10 protein-coding genes are annotated in these 13,525 nt (G+C 71.1%); 1 reads left to right on the top strand and 9 read right to left on the bottom strand.

Going from position 1 to position 13,525, the window contains the following annotated elements; translation table 11 throughout:
• Nucleotides 1–55: 55 nt before the first annotated feature.
• The 9 genes from ADK65_RS23255 to ADK65_RS23215 form a co-directional block, all read right to left on the bottom strand.
• The gene (locus tag ADK65_RS23255; RefSeq protein ID WP_053672303.1) at nt 56–1,117 is read right to left on the bottom strand and encodes a pseudouridine synthase; all 1,062 of its coding nucleotides are present in this window, start codon (nt 1,115–1,117) and stop codon (nt 56–58) included.
• Complete coding sequence (scpB, locus tag ADK65_RS23250) at nt 1,117–1,806, bottom strand: SMC-Scp complex subunit ScpB (protein ID WP_053672302.1); 690 nt, start codon at nt 1,804–1,806, stop codon at nt 1,117–1,119. Before scpB ends, ADK65_RS23255 begins: the two co-directional genes overlap by 1 nt.
• Nucleotides 1,803–3,098, bottom strand: coding sequence for a segregation/condensation protein A (locus ADK65_RS23245; RefSeq protein ID WP_078956101.1), 1,296 nt, complete (start codon nt 3,096–3,098; stop codon nt 1,803–1,805). Before ADK65_RS23245 ends, scpB begins: the two co-directional genes overlap by 4 nt.
• A gap of 18 nt (nt 3,099–3,116) precedes the next feature.
• Complete coding sequence (locus ADK65_RS23240) at nt 3,117–3,704, bottom strand: hypothetical protein (RefSeq protein WP_078956100.1); 588 nt, start codon at nt 3,702–3,704, stop codon at nt 3,117–3,119.
• Nucleotides 3,689–4,816 (bottom strand): ParA family protein, encoded by a 1,128-nt coding sequence (locus tag ADK65_RS23235; RefSeq protein ID WP_053672299.1) that lies wholly within the window; start codon nt 4,814–4,816, stop codon nt 3,689–3,691. Before ADK65_RS23235 ends, ADK65_RS23240 begins: the two co-directional genes overlap by 16 nt.
• A gap of 426 nt (nt 4,817–5,242) precedes the next feature.
• Nucleotides 5,243–6,367, bottom strand: a complete 1,125-nt coding sequence (gene ald, locus ADK65_RS23230; protein ID WP_199825684.1) for an alanine dehydrogenase — start codon at nt 6,365–6,367, stop codon at nt 5,243–5,245.
• Nucleotides 6,368–6,505: 138 nt separating this feature from the next.
• Nucleotides 6,506–8,545 (bottom strand): tetratricopeptide repeat protein, encoded by a 2,040-nt coding sequence (locus ADK65_RS23225; RefSeq protein ID WP_053672298.1) that lies wholly within the window; start codon nt 8,543–8,545, stop codon nt 6,506–6,508.
• Between the two features lie 263 nt (nt 8,546–8,808).
• On the bottom strand, nt 8,809–9,435 hold the full coding sequence (locus ADK65_RS23220; RefSeq protein WP_053672297.1) for an NUDIX domain-containing protein: 627 nt from the start codon (nt 9,433–9,435) through the stop codon (nt 8,809–8,811).
• A 94-nt stretch (nt 9,436–9,529) separates the two neighbouring features.
• Nucleotides 9,530–11,188, bottom strand: a complete 1,659-nt coding sequence (locus ADK65_RS23215) for a CTP synthase (RefSeq protein WP_053672296.1) — start codon at nt 11,186–11,188, stop codon at nt 9,530–9,532.
• A 527-nt stretch (nt 11,189–11,715) separates the two neighbouring features.
• On the opposite strand from ADK65_RS23215, the gene ADK65_RS23210 reads away from it, so the two are divergent.
• Nucleotides 11,716–13,518, top strand: a complete 1,803-nt coding sequence (locus tag ADK65_RS23210) for a glycoside hydrolase family 15 protein (RefSeq protein ID WP_053672295.1) — start codon at nt 11,716–11,718, stop codon at nt 13,516–13,518.
• The last annotated feature ends 7 nt before the right edge of the window (nt 13,519–13,525 follow it).

Below are 13,525 nucleotides of genomic sequence, written 5' to 3'. Positions count from 1 at the left end.
ACCCCCTTTTATAGTCGCGTTGACTATAAAAGGGGGTGCCGGTGGTTCACAAGGCCTAGAGGTCGACCTCCTGCATCAGCATCCCGACCTCCGTGTTGGACAGCCGCCGCAGCCAGCCCGACTTCTGGTCACCGAGGGCGATCGGCCCGAAGGCGACCCGGACCAGCTTGTCGACCGGGAACCCGGCCTCCGCCAGCATCCGGCGCACGATGTGCTTGCGGCCCTCGTGGAGCGTGACCTCGACGAGGTAGTTCTTGCCGGTCTGCTGGACGACCCGGAAGTGGTCCGCGCGGGCGTAGCCGTCCTCGAGCTGGATGCCGTCCTTGAGCTGCTTGCCCAGGTCCCGCGGGATGGGGCCGACGATGTGCGCGAGGTAGGTCTTCTTCACGCCGTACTTCGGGTGCGTCAGCCGGTGGGCCAGCTCGCCGTGGTTGGTGAGCAGGATGACGCCCTCGGTCTCGGTGTCGAGCCGGCCGACGTGGAAGAGCCGGGTCTCGCGGTTGGTGACGTAGTCACCGAGGCACTGCCGGCCCTCCGGGTCCTCCATCGTCGACACGACCCCGGCGGGCTTGTTCAGCGAGAAGAACTGGTAGCGCTGCGTGGCGACGGTCAGGCCGTCGACCTTGATCTCGTCCTTCTCGGGGTCGACGCGCCGCCCCTGCTCCAGGACGATCTCGCCGTTGATCTCGACCCGGGCCTGTTCGATCAGCTCCTCACAGGCACGGCGGGAGCCGAAGCCCGCCCGGGCGAGGACCTTCTGCAGCCGCTCGCCCTCCTGCTCGGCACCGGGGAAGGTCTTCGGAAGCTTGACCTCCTTCTTCCCGGCATACCGGTCGCGGTTGCGCTCCTCGACCTGCGCCTCGTACTCGCGCGGGCGCGCCGGGGCTGTCCGCCCCTGCCGCTGGGGCTGCTTGGGGCCGCCCTTCGCGCCGCCCCGGGCGGAGCCGCCGCGCCCGGACTTGGGGCCGTCCTTCGTCGCCCCGGGGCCCACGTCGTAGCGGCGCTCCTCGGGGCGGGGCTTGCCGGGGCGGCCCTGCCCCTGCTTCTGGTCCCTGTTGTTGCCGGCGCCGCGGTGGTTACCGCGCCCGCCGCTCTTGCCGCTGCCGCTGCTTCGCATCAAAGTTCCGTCTGGTCGTCTTCGTCGTCGGTACCCGGGGTGGCCGGGCGGCTGCCCGGCACGTCGTCGTCAGGCGCGTCCGGGTCGAACGACGGTACGCCCTCCTGGGTCTCGGCCTCGATCGCCTCCGCCTCCGGGAGGAAGGGCGCGAGCTCCGGGAGCTCGTCCAGACCGCGCAGGCCCATCCGCTCCAGGAAGTAGTTCGTCGTCCTGTACAGGATCGCACCTGTTTCGGGTTCCGTGCCCGCCTCCTCTATCAGTCCGCGCTGCAGGAGGGTACGCATGACGCCGTCGCAGTTGACTCCGCGTACCGCCGAGACCCTGCTGCGGCTGACCGGCTGGCGGTAGGCGACGACGGCCAGGGTCTCCAGGGCGGCCTGGGTGAGGCGGGCCTGCTGGCCGTCCAGGACGAAGCGCTCCACGGCCGGAGCGAAGGCGGCCCGGGTGTAGAAGCGCCAGCCGTTGGCGACGTACCGCAGCTCGAAACCGCGGCCCTGGACGGTGTACTCGTCGGCCAGCTCACGCAGGGCGTCCGCGATCCGGCGCCTCGGCCGCTCCAGTATCTTCGCGAGGTGCTCCTCGGTCGCGGGCTCGTCCACGACCATCAGGACGGCCTCCAGCGCGGGCTTCAGATCAAGGTCGGCGACGGTACGCGGTCCGGCCGGCAGGTCGGTCGTTCGCTCGCTCACGCCTTCTCCTCCTCCTTCAGCGGCTCGGGTGGCCGGTCGAACTCGTCGGTGACGGCCGGTGTCTCGTCCCCGTCGCCGCCGGTCCAGCGGACCAGCAGGTGGCCGAGCGCGGTCTCCTGCTCCAGCGCCACGGCCTTCTCCCGGTACAGCTCCAGCAGGGCGAGGAACCTCGCCACGACGGTCAGGGTGTCGTCGGTGTCCGCCACGAGGTCGCGGAAGCCGGCCTCGCCGAGCTCTCTGAGCCGGGCCACGACGATCTGCGCCTGCTCCTGCACGCTGACCAGCGGGGCGTGGATGTGGTCGACGTAGACCTGCGGTTTCGGCTTGGGCTGCATCGCCTTGACGGCGAGCTTGGCGAATCCTTCCGCCCCGATGCTGATGACGACGTCGGGCAGCAGCTCGGCGTGGTGCGCCTCGAGTCCGACGGTCCGCGGGTAGCGCCGGGCCTCGTCGTCGAGCCGCCCGCTGAAGATGTCGGCGACCTGCTTGTACGCGCGGTACTGCAGCAGCCGGGCGAACAGCAGGTCCCGTGCTTCGAGCAGGGCGAGATCGCCCTCGTCCTCCACCTCGGCGGCGGGCAGCAACCGCGCGGCCTTCAGGTCGAGCAGGGTGGCGGCGACGACCAGGAACTCCGTCGTCTCGTCCAGGTCCCAGTCCGGCCCCATCGCCCGGATGTACGCCATGAACTCGTCGGTCACCTTCGACAGCGCGACCTCGGTGACGTCCAGCTTGTGCCGTGAGATCAACTGCAGCAGCAGATCGAAGGGCCCCTCGAAGTTGGCGAGCCGGACCTTGAAGACGCCGTCGTCCGCCGCCGCCTCGGTCTCACCGGCCGGGGGCGGGAGGTCCGGGGCGGGCGCGGAAGGCCCCTCGGGCACGGTCGCATTCGCAGGCGGTGCCATGGCCCCGGCTGTTTCCTCCGGCCCGGGGGCCGTGGCTTTCAGGGATCCGGCCGACGAAGCCGCGGGCCCCGCGTTGTGGGGCGAGCGGCCCGGCTCGGCCTCAGGGACGGTCGACCCCGCGTGCGCGAGCGCCGCGCTCGCGGACGGCGTTCCGTAAGGAACCGTCTCCGCCCGCTGCTCGACCGGCGGAGCTGTCCCGCGGCCATCCGTCGAGGGCCCGGGGGCCTCCGCCGCCTCGGTGCCCGCCCGCTCGACCGGCAGAGCCGAGGGTCCGGCCTCCTGCGGATCGGCCTCTCGCGGCTCAGCCGGCGGAGCCCCCGGCCCCCTTCCCAGCGCACGCCGGCGGCCGGCCGGGCCGCCGGGGGGAGGTGGGGAAGCGTTCGAGGTCATGGCCCCCGCAGGCTACCGCTACCGCCCGCGCAGTCGTCGTACGAGGATGCTGGCGTCCCCGCGGGTCTCCAGGTCGGCGAGGACCACCGCGACCGCCTCACGGACGATGCGGCCGCGGTCCACGGCCAGGCCGTGCTCGCCGCGGAGCACGAGACGGGCGTGCTCGAGGTCCATGAGCTCCTCGGCCGACACGTACACCGTGATCTTCTCGTCGTGCCGCTCACGGCCGCTGGGGCGGCGCGAGGGATTGCGGCCGCGCTTGCGGGGCGCGGCCGCCGCCGCACCGGCGGCAGAACCTTCCTGCGCCGCCTGCCTGCGACCGGCGCCGGAGCGCTCGGCGGCAGCGGAGCGGCTGTGGCCTTCCCCGGCCTCGCCCGGCTCGGCGTCCGCCGCGACATGCTCCGGACCCTCGCCGTCACCGCCCTGCGCGGGCACCGCCTGCGGCGCGTCCTCCGCAGCGGCGGCCGCCGCGTCGCCCTCCCCCGCCGGAGCGGGCACCCGGGCGTCGCCGTTGGCCTGACGCCTGGGCTGGGACGACTGAAGCGCCATCCCCCCTGTCGTACGGAAGAGTTCGTCGGCCCCCGGCAGACTCACTCGGCGTGACACCGGGCGAGCACCTCCCTGGCGAGCTGGCGGTAGGCGGCGGCACCGACGGAGTTGGAGGCGTACGTGGTGATCGGCTCGCCGGCGACCGTGGTCTCCGGGAAGCGGACCGTGCGCCCGATGACCGTGTGGTAGACGTGGTCGTCGAAGGCCTCGACCACCCGCGCGAGCACCTCACGGCTGTGCACCGTGCGCGAGTCGTACATGGTGGCGAGGATGCCGTCGAGCTCCAGGTCCGGGTTGAGCCGTTCCTGGACCTTCTCGATGGTCTCCGTCAGCAGGGCCACACCGCGCAGCGCGAAGAACTCGCACTCCAGCGGCACTATCACCTTGTGCGCGGCCGTCAGGGCGTTCACCGTGAGCAGGCCGAGCGAGGGCTGGCAGTCGATGACGATGAAGTCGTAGTCGGGCAGCAGCGGCTTCAGGGCGCGCTGCAGCGTCGATTCGCGGGCGACCTCGGAGACGAGCTGGACCTCGGCCGCCGACAGGTCGATGTTGCTGGGCAGCAGGTCCATGTTGGGGACCGCCGTCTTCAGCAGCACCTCGTCGGCCGCCATCCCCCGCTCCATGAGCAGGTTGTAGACGGTGAGGTCGAGCTCCATCGGGTTGACACCGAGTCCGACCGACAGCGCGCCCTGGGGGTCGAAGTCCACGAGCAGGACCCGGCGTCCGTACTCCGCGAGCGCGGCACCCAGGTTGATGGTCGACGTGGTCTTGCCGACGCCGCCCTTCTGGTTGCACATCGCGATGATCTTCGCGGGGCCGTGCTCGGGCAGCGGACCCGGGATCGGGAAGTACGGCAGCGGCCGTCCGGTCGGGCCGACACGCTCCCGGCGCTGTCTGGCCGCGTCGGGCGCGAGAGTGGCCGCGTACTCGGGGTCGGGCTCGTACTCCGCGTCGGGGTCGTAGAAGTGCCCCTCGGGCAGTTCGTCGTAGTCGGCGAAGTGGTTGTGGGGCGCGCCACTTCCGTCGCCGGCCATGGCGTTCACGTGATGGCCATCCATCTTCTGGTGTGCTGTGTGAGTCGCCTGCTGACTCTGGTGGGCTGCGAAGGTGCGCACTGCGACGGAGCCGACAGCCTCGAAGCCCGCGGGCTCCTGGCCCGGTGCAGGCATTCCTGGTTGAGCACCCCCGGGAGTAAATGTCGACTCATTCACAAGTCGTCTTACCTCCTTGGTGACCAGGAAACTTCTAGACAGGTCAGCGTGGCACCATGCCGACAGCTGGCGACTCTATGGCGTGTCGGGCGTCCGCAGCAACACAATCCGCCGGACCCGGCCCGATGTGTCGGCAATGAAACATCCCGCTGTCAAGGGCGTACGGCCGTCGCACGGCAGGTTTCACCGGTGTGCGAATCGGTTGAAGGGTTACGTTCGAGGCGAGTTGCCCGAGAATCGCGAAGTGACCATACACACATCCGGCCGGACCTTGTCGGGCAAGGTCCGGCCGGGTGCGCGGCGTTGACGACGTGTGTTGACGTATCGCCTTTGCGGGTGGGTGGGTTAGCCGACATACCGGCCCGCCGGGTGCCGGCGGGCGGCTCAGCCGAGCAGCGAGGACAGCTCCACGTGCTCCACGCCGTGCGCCTCGGCGACCTCGCGGTAGACGACCTTGCCGTCATGGGTGTTGAGGCCCTTGGCCAGCGCCGGGTCGCGCCGCAGCGCGTCCGCCCAGCCGTGGTTGGCCAGCTCGACGATGTACGGCAGCGTGGCGTTGGTCAGCGCGTAGGTGGAGGTGTTCGGCACCGCCCCGGGCATGTTGGCGACGCAGTAGAAGACCGAGTTGTGGACCCGGAACGCCGGCTCGGCGTGGGTGGTCGGCCGGGAGTCCTCGAAGCAGCCGCCCTGGTCGATCGCGATGTCGACAAGAACACTTCCGGGCTTCATACGCGAGACGAGCTCGTTGGTGACCAGCTTCGGGGCCTTGGCGCCGGGGATCAGCACCGCGCCGATGACGAGGTCGGCCTCCAGGCAGGCCTTCTCCAGCTCGAAGGCGTTGGAGACGACGGTCTGGATCTTCGTGCCGAAGACCTTGTCCGCCTCGCGGAGCTTGTTGATGTCCTTGTCGAGCAGGGTCACGTGGAAGCCCATGCCGATGGCGATCTGCGCGGCGTTCCAGCCGGAGACGCCGCCGCCGATCACGACGGCGCGGCCGGCCAGCACACCGGGGACGCCGCCGGGCAGCACGCCGCGGCCGCCGTTGGCACGCATCAGGTGGTAGGCGCCGACCTGCGGGGCCAGGCGGCCCGCGACCTCGGACATCGGGGCGAGCAGCGGCAGCGCGCGGCTCGGCAGCTCGACGGTCTCGTAGGCGATGGCCGTGGTGCCGGACTCCAGCAGGGCGTCGGTGCACTCCTTGGAGGCGGCCAGGTGCAGGTAGGTGAAGAGCGTCTGGTCCTTGCGGAGGCGGTGGTACTCCTCGGCGATGGGCTCCTTGACCTTCAGCAGCAGGTCGGCGGCGGCCCACACCTCGTCGGCGGTGCCCAGGATCTGCGCACCCGCGGCGACGTACTCCTCGTTCGTGATCGAGGAGCCGACGCCGGCGTCGCGCTCGATGACGACCTGGTGGCCGTGGCGCACCAGCTCGTGCACGCCGGCGGGGGTGATGGCCACCCGGAACTCGTTGTTCTTGACCTCGCGGGGGATGCCGACCTTCACGTCGATCACGGTCCTTGGCTCAGAGGGTATGGGGGGTCTTACTTAGACATACCCGGGCACGCACGGGCACACCGGGAGAGACCGCAGGAGAACGTGCGGCAGAGCCAGTCTAATGAAGGTGTTCTCGCTGTCCAGCCTTTCATTGCATCAATCTTCAGCTGATGTGGTACGGATTTCGCAGGCGTCAGGGTCATTTTGAAGGTTTGAGTCGCCGAGAAGCCCCTCGGCGGCGCCCCGGTGCAGCCCCGCCGACGCGGGATCACCCAGACGTTCGAGGGTCTCGGCGACCCGCAGGTGCAGGGCCGCCTGCAGCCGCGGGTCCTCGGCGCGCCGCGCCCACTCCACGGCCTCCCGGCAGGTACGCAGCGCCTCCTCGGGGCGGCCCGCGTACTCCTGGACCCGTGCCAGCTCGCCCAGGGCACGGGCCTGGGCGGCCACATCGCCGTTCTTGCGGTGACCGGCGACGGCCGCGCGCCAGTTCCGCAGGGCCTCGCCGTAGCGGCCCGCGAGCGAGTGCGCGGCGGCGATGCGCCCGTAGAGCCGGGCGGCCTCGCCGCGCTCGCCCCGGGCAAGCCGTTCGACCAGGGCACGGCCGAACCAGTCGGCGGCCCGGTCGACGTCGCCGAGCTCCAGGTGCGCGCCGCCTACGGATTCCATCGCGCGGCCGGTCGCGTACGGGTCGTTCACCTCGCGCCCGGCGTCCAGCGCCGCCCGGTAGCGCGCCAGGGCGTCGGCCGTGCGGCCGGTGCGGGCGTCGAGGTCGCCGAGGTTGAGCAGGGCGGCGGCCCGCTCGCGGGGCAGGTTCCGGCGCTCGGCGACGTCGAGGACCAGGCCGTGGATGTCGTACAGGTCGGGTGCGGCGGCCCGGGTGCCGATGTGTGCCGCCAGCGCCCGGACCAGCTGGGCCATCAGCCGTCGGGCCAGGGTGTCCAGCTCCCCGTCGGCCACCGCGAGCCGGGCCGAGGCCAGCAGGGCGGGCCGGGTCAGGCGCAGCCAGTCGGCGGCCGCCCGAGGCGTGGGGAAGCGCAGCGCGCGGGGCATGTCGAGGAGCTTCTGGCGGGCCTGCGGACTGTCGGTCTCGGTGATCGCCCGGCAGGCCTGGAGCAGCCGGACGGTGCGCTCCAGCATGCGGGCGCGGGCCAGCTGGAGATCGGCCGGACGTTCGTGGTGCTCGGCGAGGATCCGCAGGTGCGGATGCAGACAGCCGGGCACCTCGTACTGCGGCAGCGGGGAGTCCACGGCGTGCAGGAAGCCCAGGGAGACGAAGTCGTCGAGGGTGGTGCGGGCGCTGTCGACCGAGCAGCCGACGAGCGCGGAGGCGGTCTGCGGGTCGACGAGGCCGGCCGGGGCGAGGGCGAGCAGACGCAGCATCCGGGCGGCGTTGGCCGGCAGGGCGGCGTGGGCGAGCCGGAAGACCCGGGTCAGGGCGGTGCCCTCGCTGTCGTCGGCGCGCAGCTGTTTGGCCAGGTCGGACACGGCGGCCTTGGGGCGGGCCGCGAGCCAGCCGCCCGCCAGCATCAGCGCGGCCGGCTGCCCCTGGCACTCCTCGGCGAGGCCCTCGGCGGCCCGGGGATCGACGGTGACGCGGACCGAGCCGGTGTGCCGGGCCAGCAGTTCCACCCCGGACTTGGCGTCCAGTCCGCCCAGGGTGCAGGGGCGGACGTCGGAGATACCGGTGAGAGGGCCCTCGGAGACCGCGACGACCAGGCAGTCGGGGGTGTCGGGCAGCAGGGCGTCCACCTGCTCGGCGTCGGCCGCGTCGTCCAGCAGGAGCAGCGCCCGGCGGTCGGCCAGGGCGGTGCGCAGGGCGTCGGTGAGATCGTCCTCGCAGGCCCCGGCAGGTGCCTGCTCGTCCAGGGCGGCCAGCAGGTCCCGGGCGACGCGTCCGGCGGGGACGGGGGTGCCGTCGGGGTGGGTCAGGCCGGCGCGCAGTACCCCGTCGGGGTAACGGTCCGCGACCTGCCGGACGAGTTCCTCGGCGAGTGCGGTGCGGCCCGAACCGGGCCGGCCGGCGATGAGCAGCACGCGTGCGCGAGGGGCCTTGCGGCCGGCCAGGGTGTCCAGTCCGGCGCGCTCGATGTCGGCGCGCAGTTCCTTCAACTCCCGTGTGCGGCCGAGGAACTCGCTCGCCCCGGCAGCGGGCCCGGCCGGCCGCACGTCGCCTGTCTCCACGACCTGATCCGTCACGGGCCACACTCCCGTCCCACCGCACACGCAAGCCCGCCGGGACTCCGGTTCGGGCATGCCCCAGAGCCTAGTTCACGCTCTGCAACGTTCCGGCTGGAGCACGGCGAAGGCATCCCCCGATCGGATCAACAGATCGTAGGACTGACACCGTCGGGGAAGCGCCCCTGAAAGGGGCGCGGGGAACTGCGCGACAAACCACGACGAAGCCGCACCCGACCGACGACCTCACCGGCACCCACCACCGCGGCGCCCCCAGCGGAGCGCTACGCCTCGAACGGCCGCGCCGGCCACGGCGCCTGGGCCGGGCGCAGGGCGTCCAGTCCGTCACCCGCCCGCGCGGCGACCAGCGAGAGGACGCCCACGACCAGGCAGTTGTTGTGGAGCTCACCGGCCAGCACACCCCGCACGAGGTCCTCGACCGGCACTCGGTCGAGCTCCATGTCGGCCTCTTCCTCCTCGACGGCGAAGCGCTCGCCCTCGGCCTCGGACAGGTCGCGCGCGAGGAAGATCCGGACGGCCTCGTCGCAGCCGCCGGGCGTGGTGTAGACGTCGGTCAGCACCCGCCAGTCCTCCGCCTTGACGTGCGCCTCCTCGTACAGCTCGCGCTGCGCCGCGTGCAGCGGGTTCTCGCCGGGCACGTCGAGCAGCCCGGCCGGGATCTCCCACAGCTTGTGGCGCACGGGGTGCCGGTACTGGCGCAGGACCAGCACGCGGTCGGCCTCGTCGAGGGCGAGGACGGCCACGGAGCCGGGATGGACCTGGTAGTCACGGCCGACCACGGTGCCGTCGGGCATGACCACGTCGTCGGTGCGGACGGAGGTCTTGTTGCCCGTGAAGGGGGTCGCCGTCGCCCGGATCTCCCACTCCTCCGGGGTGTCCTTGATCGTCATGCCTGTCCTTCCACGTGCCGCGCGACCTGCTGAAACGAAACCGGGGTGCACACCCATTGAAGGGATGCACCCCGGCCACCGTACAACTGGTGTGTTACTTCGAAGTCTTCCGCTCGACCGAGGCCTTGACGAGCCCGGCGAACAGCGGGTGCGGACGCGTCGGACGCGAGCGCAGCTCCGGGTGCGCCTGGGTCGCGACCAGGTACGGGTGGACGTCACGCGGGTACTCGACGTACTCGACGAGCTTGCCGTCCGGCGAGGTGCCGGAGAACACGATGCCCGCCTTCTTCTCCAGCTCCGCGCGGTAGGCGTTGTTCACCTCGTAGCGGTGCCGGTGGCGCTCCTCGACGTACTCCTTGTCGTCGTACACCTCGCGCACGATCGAGCCCTCGGCCAGCTTCGCCGGGTACATGCCGAGCCGCATGGTGCCGCCCATGTCACCCTCACCGGCGACGATGTCGAGCTGCTCGGCCATGGTGGAGATGACCGGGTGGGAGGTGGCCGGGTCGAACTCGGTGGAGTTGGCGTCGGTGACGTCGGCCAGGTTGCGCGCGGCCTCGATCACGATGCACTGCAGGCCGAGGCAGAGGCCGAGCAGCGGGATCTTGTTCTCGCGGGCGTACTTGATCGCGCCGACCTTGCCGAGCACACCGCGGTCGCCGAAGCCGCCGGGGATGCAGATGCCGTCGACGTCGCCGAGCTGCGCCGCGGCGCCCGCGGGGGTCTTGCAGTCGTCGGACGTGACCCACTTGATCTTCACGCGGGCCCGGTTGGCGAAGCCGCCGGCGCGCAGCGCCTCGGTGACCGACAGGTAGGCGTCGGGCAGGTCGATGTACTTGCCGACCAGGGCGAGGGTGATCTCGTGGTCGGGGTTGTGGACGCGGTCGAGCAGGTCGTCCCAGGTCGTCCAGTCGACGTCGCGGAACGGCAGGTCCAGCTTGCGGACGACGTAGGCGTCCAGTCCCTCGCCATGCACCGTCTTCGGAATGTCGTAGATGGAGCGGGCGTCGGGGCAGGCGACCACAGCGGCCTCGTCGACGTCGCACATCAGCGAGATCTTCCGCTTGATCGCGGTGGGTACCTCGCGGTCGCAGCGCAGGACGATCGCGTCCGGCTGGATACCGATGTTGCGCAGGGCCGCAACCGAGTGCTGGGTGGGCTTCGTCTTCAGCTCACCCGAGGGGCCGATGTACGGCAGGAGCGAGATGTGGACGACGAAGACGTTGTCACGGCCGACCTCGTGACGGACCTGGCGGACCGTCTCCAGGAACGGCAGCGACTCGATGTCGCCGACGGTGCCGCCGACCTCGGTGATCACGACGTCGACCTCGTCCGTCGCCATGCGGCGGATGCGGTGCTTGATCTCGTTGGTGATGTGCGGAATGACCTGCACGGTGTCACCCAGGTACTCGCCGCGCCGCTCCTTGGCGATCACGGTGTTGTAGACCTGGCCGGTGGTGACGTTCGCGGAGCCGTCGAGGTCGCGGTCGAGGAAGCGCTCGTAGTGGCCGATGTCCAGGTCGGTCTCGGCGCCGTCGTTGGTGACGAACACCTCACCGTGCTGGAAGGGGTTCATCGTGCCCGGGTCCACGTTCAGATACGGGTCGAGCTTCTGCATCACGACGCGCAGGCCCCGGGCCTTGAGCAGCATGCCGAGGCTGGACGCCGTCAGGCCCTTGCCGAGCGAGGAGGCGACACCCCCGGTGACGAAGATGTGCTTGGTCGTCGAATTACGAAATGCGGCGGGCGGCATGGCCAAGACGGGGCTCCCGTGGTCGCGGTCTGGGGGTGCGGTGCGGCTGCCCGCCGGAGATATCCGGGGTGCCGTCGCTGCGGTTCGGGGGTTTCCTGTCGGGCAGGGGCCCACCGGTCCACGGGCTACCAGCGTATCAGCGCCGCGGGGCGTCGGCTTCCGGCCACCCTCCGCACACATCCCGACACGGAGGGGACCGTCGTCACGGGTCCCTCACCCGTTGCTCACTCGTTCGGCGTACCCGCCTTGCCGGGACGAGCACCCGGATCATCTGCGTGCGTCGTATCCTGCTCGGACACTCGCTGCCGAGCCCGTCCGGCCCAACGGCACCACCCCCCGCCCGTAACCACCGGAACAACGTGAGCTCGTCAGTTCGTTGAGCAACAATTGGCGCTTTGCATCACGGCTGAGCGACCTGTTTTGCTTCATCGCTCAATGACGCATTGCAAGACCTGCTGAAACCCCCCTTGACCGCACTAGCGACAGCCCCCTCGTGGGGTGACGTGGCCGTTCGACTGGAGTTGCACGTGGCCGGGCGCATCGAAGACTACGCACTCATCGGAGACATGCAGACCGCTGCCCTGGTCTGCCGGGACGGGACGGTCGACTGGCTGTGCCTGCCCCGCTTCGACTCGCACGCCATCTTCGCCGGCCTGCTGGGCAACGAGGAGCACGGCTTCTGGCGGCTGGGCCCCGCGTACGCCTCCGACCAGGAGCCACCGACCGCCGCGCGGCGCAGTTACCGGGGCGACTCGCTGATCCTGGAGTCCGAGTGGGACACCCAGCGGGGCACGGTCCGGGTGACGGACTTCATGCCGCCGCGTGACGGCGCCCCGCAGCTGATCCGGATCGTGGAGGGCGTCTCGGGCCGGGTGCCGATGCGCTCGGCGCTCAGGATGCGGTTCTCCTACGGTCGGGTGGTGCCGTGGGTGCACAGGCACGAGGGGCGCACGGTGGCCGTCGCGGGTCCCGACTCCGTGTGGTTCGACACATCCGCGGAGACCTACGGCAAGTCGCTGACGACCTACGCGGACTTCACGGTCGCGCCGGGTGACCGGATCGCGTTCACGATCTCCTGGCAGCCCTCGCACAAGGAGCCGCCGCCGCTGCCCGAGCCGGAGCAGTCGCTGGAGGCGACGGAGGACTTCTGGCGCGAGTGGGTCGACCACTGTACGTACCACGGGCCCTACCGGGAGGCCGTGGTCCGCTCGCTGATCACGCTGAAGGCCCTGACGTACGCCCCGACCGGCGGCATCGTCGCCGCGCCGACCACCTCCCTGCCGGAGGACATCGGCGGCGTCCGCAACTGGGACTACCGCTACACCTGGTTGCGCGACGCGGCGATCACGCTGTCCTCGCTGCTGCGCACCGGCTACCGCGAGGAGGCCCGCGCCTGGCGCGAGTGGCTGCTGCGGGCGGTGGCAGGCGACCCGGAGAACCTGCAGATCATGTACGGCATCGCCGGCGAGCGCGAGCTCGGCGAGGCGGAGCTGGACTGGCTGCCGGGCTACGAGAACTCCACCCCGGTCCGGGTCGGCAACGGCGCGGCCCACCAGCTCCAGCTGGACGTGTACGGCGAGGTCACCGAGGCCCTGCACCTGGCCCACATGACGGGCCTGGCCCGCAACGACTACGCCTCCCTGCTCCAGCTGAAGCTGATCCGCTACCTCGAGGACCACTGGCAGGACCCGGACGAGGGCATCTGGGAGGTGCGCGGCCCGCGCCGCCATTTCGTGCACTCCAAGGTGATGGCCTGGGTCGCGGTCGACCGCACGATCAAGCTGATCGAGTCCGGGGACGCGGACGGCCCGCTGGAGCGCTGGCGGGAGCTGCGCGACGACATCCACCGGGACGTGTGCGAGCGGGGCTACGACAAGGAGCGCAACACCTTCACGCAGTCGTACGGCTCGAAGGAGCTGGACGCCTCCCTGCTGCTGATCCCGCAGATGGGCTTCCTGCCGCCGGACGACAAGCGGGTCATCGGCACGATCGAGGCGATCCAGCGGGAGCTGTCCACGCCGGACGGCTTCATCCTGCGCTACCCGACCTCCGGCGGCGACGAGGGCGTGGACGGTCTGCCCGGTGACGAGGGCGCGTTCCTGGCCTGCTCGTTCTGGATGGCCGACGACCTGGCGATGATCGGCCGCGTCGACGAGGCCCGCAAGCTGTTCGAGAAGCTGCTGTCGCTGCGCAACGACCTCGGTCTGCTGGCCGAGGAGTGGGACCCGCGCCTGCAGCGCCAGGTCGGCAACTTCCCGCAGGCGTTCAGCCACGTGCCGCTCATCGACACGGCGCTGCGCCTGACCGCCTCGGGCGCGTACGGCGGCTGAGCGGCAG

The sequence above is a fragment of the Streptomyces sp. NRRL B-1140 genome (assembly GCF_001280065.1).
Taxonomy (GTDB): Bacteria; Actinomycetota; Actinomycetes; order Streptomycetales; family Streptomycetaceae; genus Streptomyces.
The sequence above is the reverse complement of the archived record's forward strand: the minus strand, read 5'-3'. Positions and strand labels throughout refer to the sequence as shown.

Coding starts and splice junctions, on each gene's coding strand:
- ADK65_RS23255 (WP_053672303.1), bottom strand. CDS start 1,117: ATGCGAAGCAGCGGCAGCGGCAAGAGCGGCGGGCGCGGTAACCACCGC.
- ADK65_RS23245 (WP_078956101.1), bottom strand. CDS start 3,098: ATGACCTCGAACGCTTCCCCACCTCCCCCCGGCGGCCCGGCCGGCCGC.
- ADK65_RS23235 (WP_053672299.1), bottom strand. CDS start 4,816: ATGCCTGCACCGGGCCAGGAGCCCGCGGGCTTCGAGGCTGTCGGCTCC.
- ADK65_RS23220 (WP_053672297.1), bottom strand. CDS start 9,435: ATGACGATCAAGGACACCCCGGAGGAGTGGGAGATCCGGGCGACGGCG.
- ADK65_RS23215 (WP_053672296.1), bottom strand. CDS start 11,188: ATGCCGCCCGCCGCATTTCGTAATTCGACGACCAAGCACATCTTCGTC.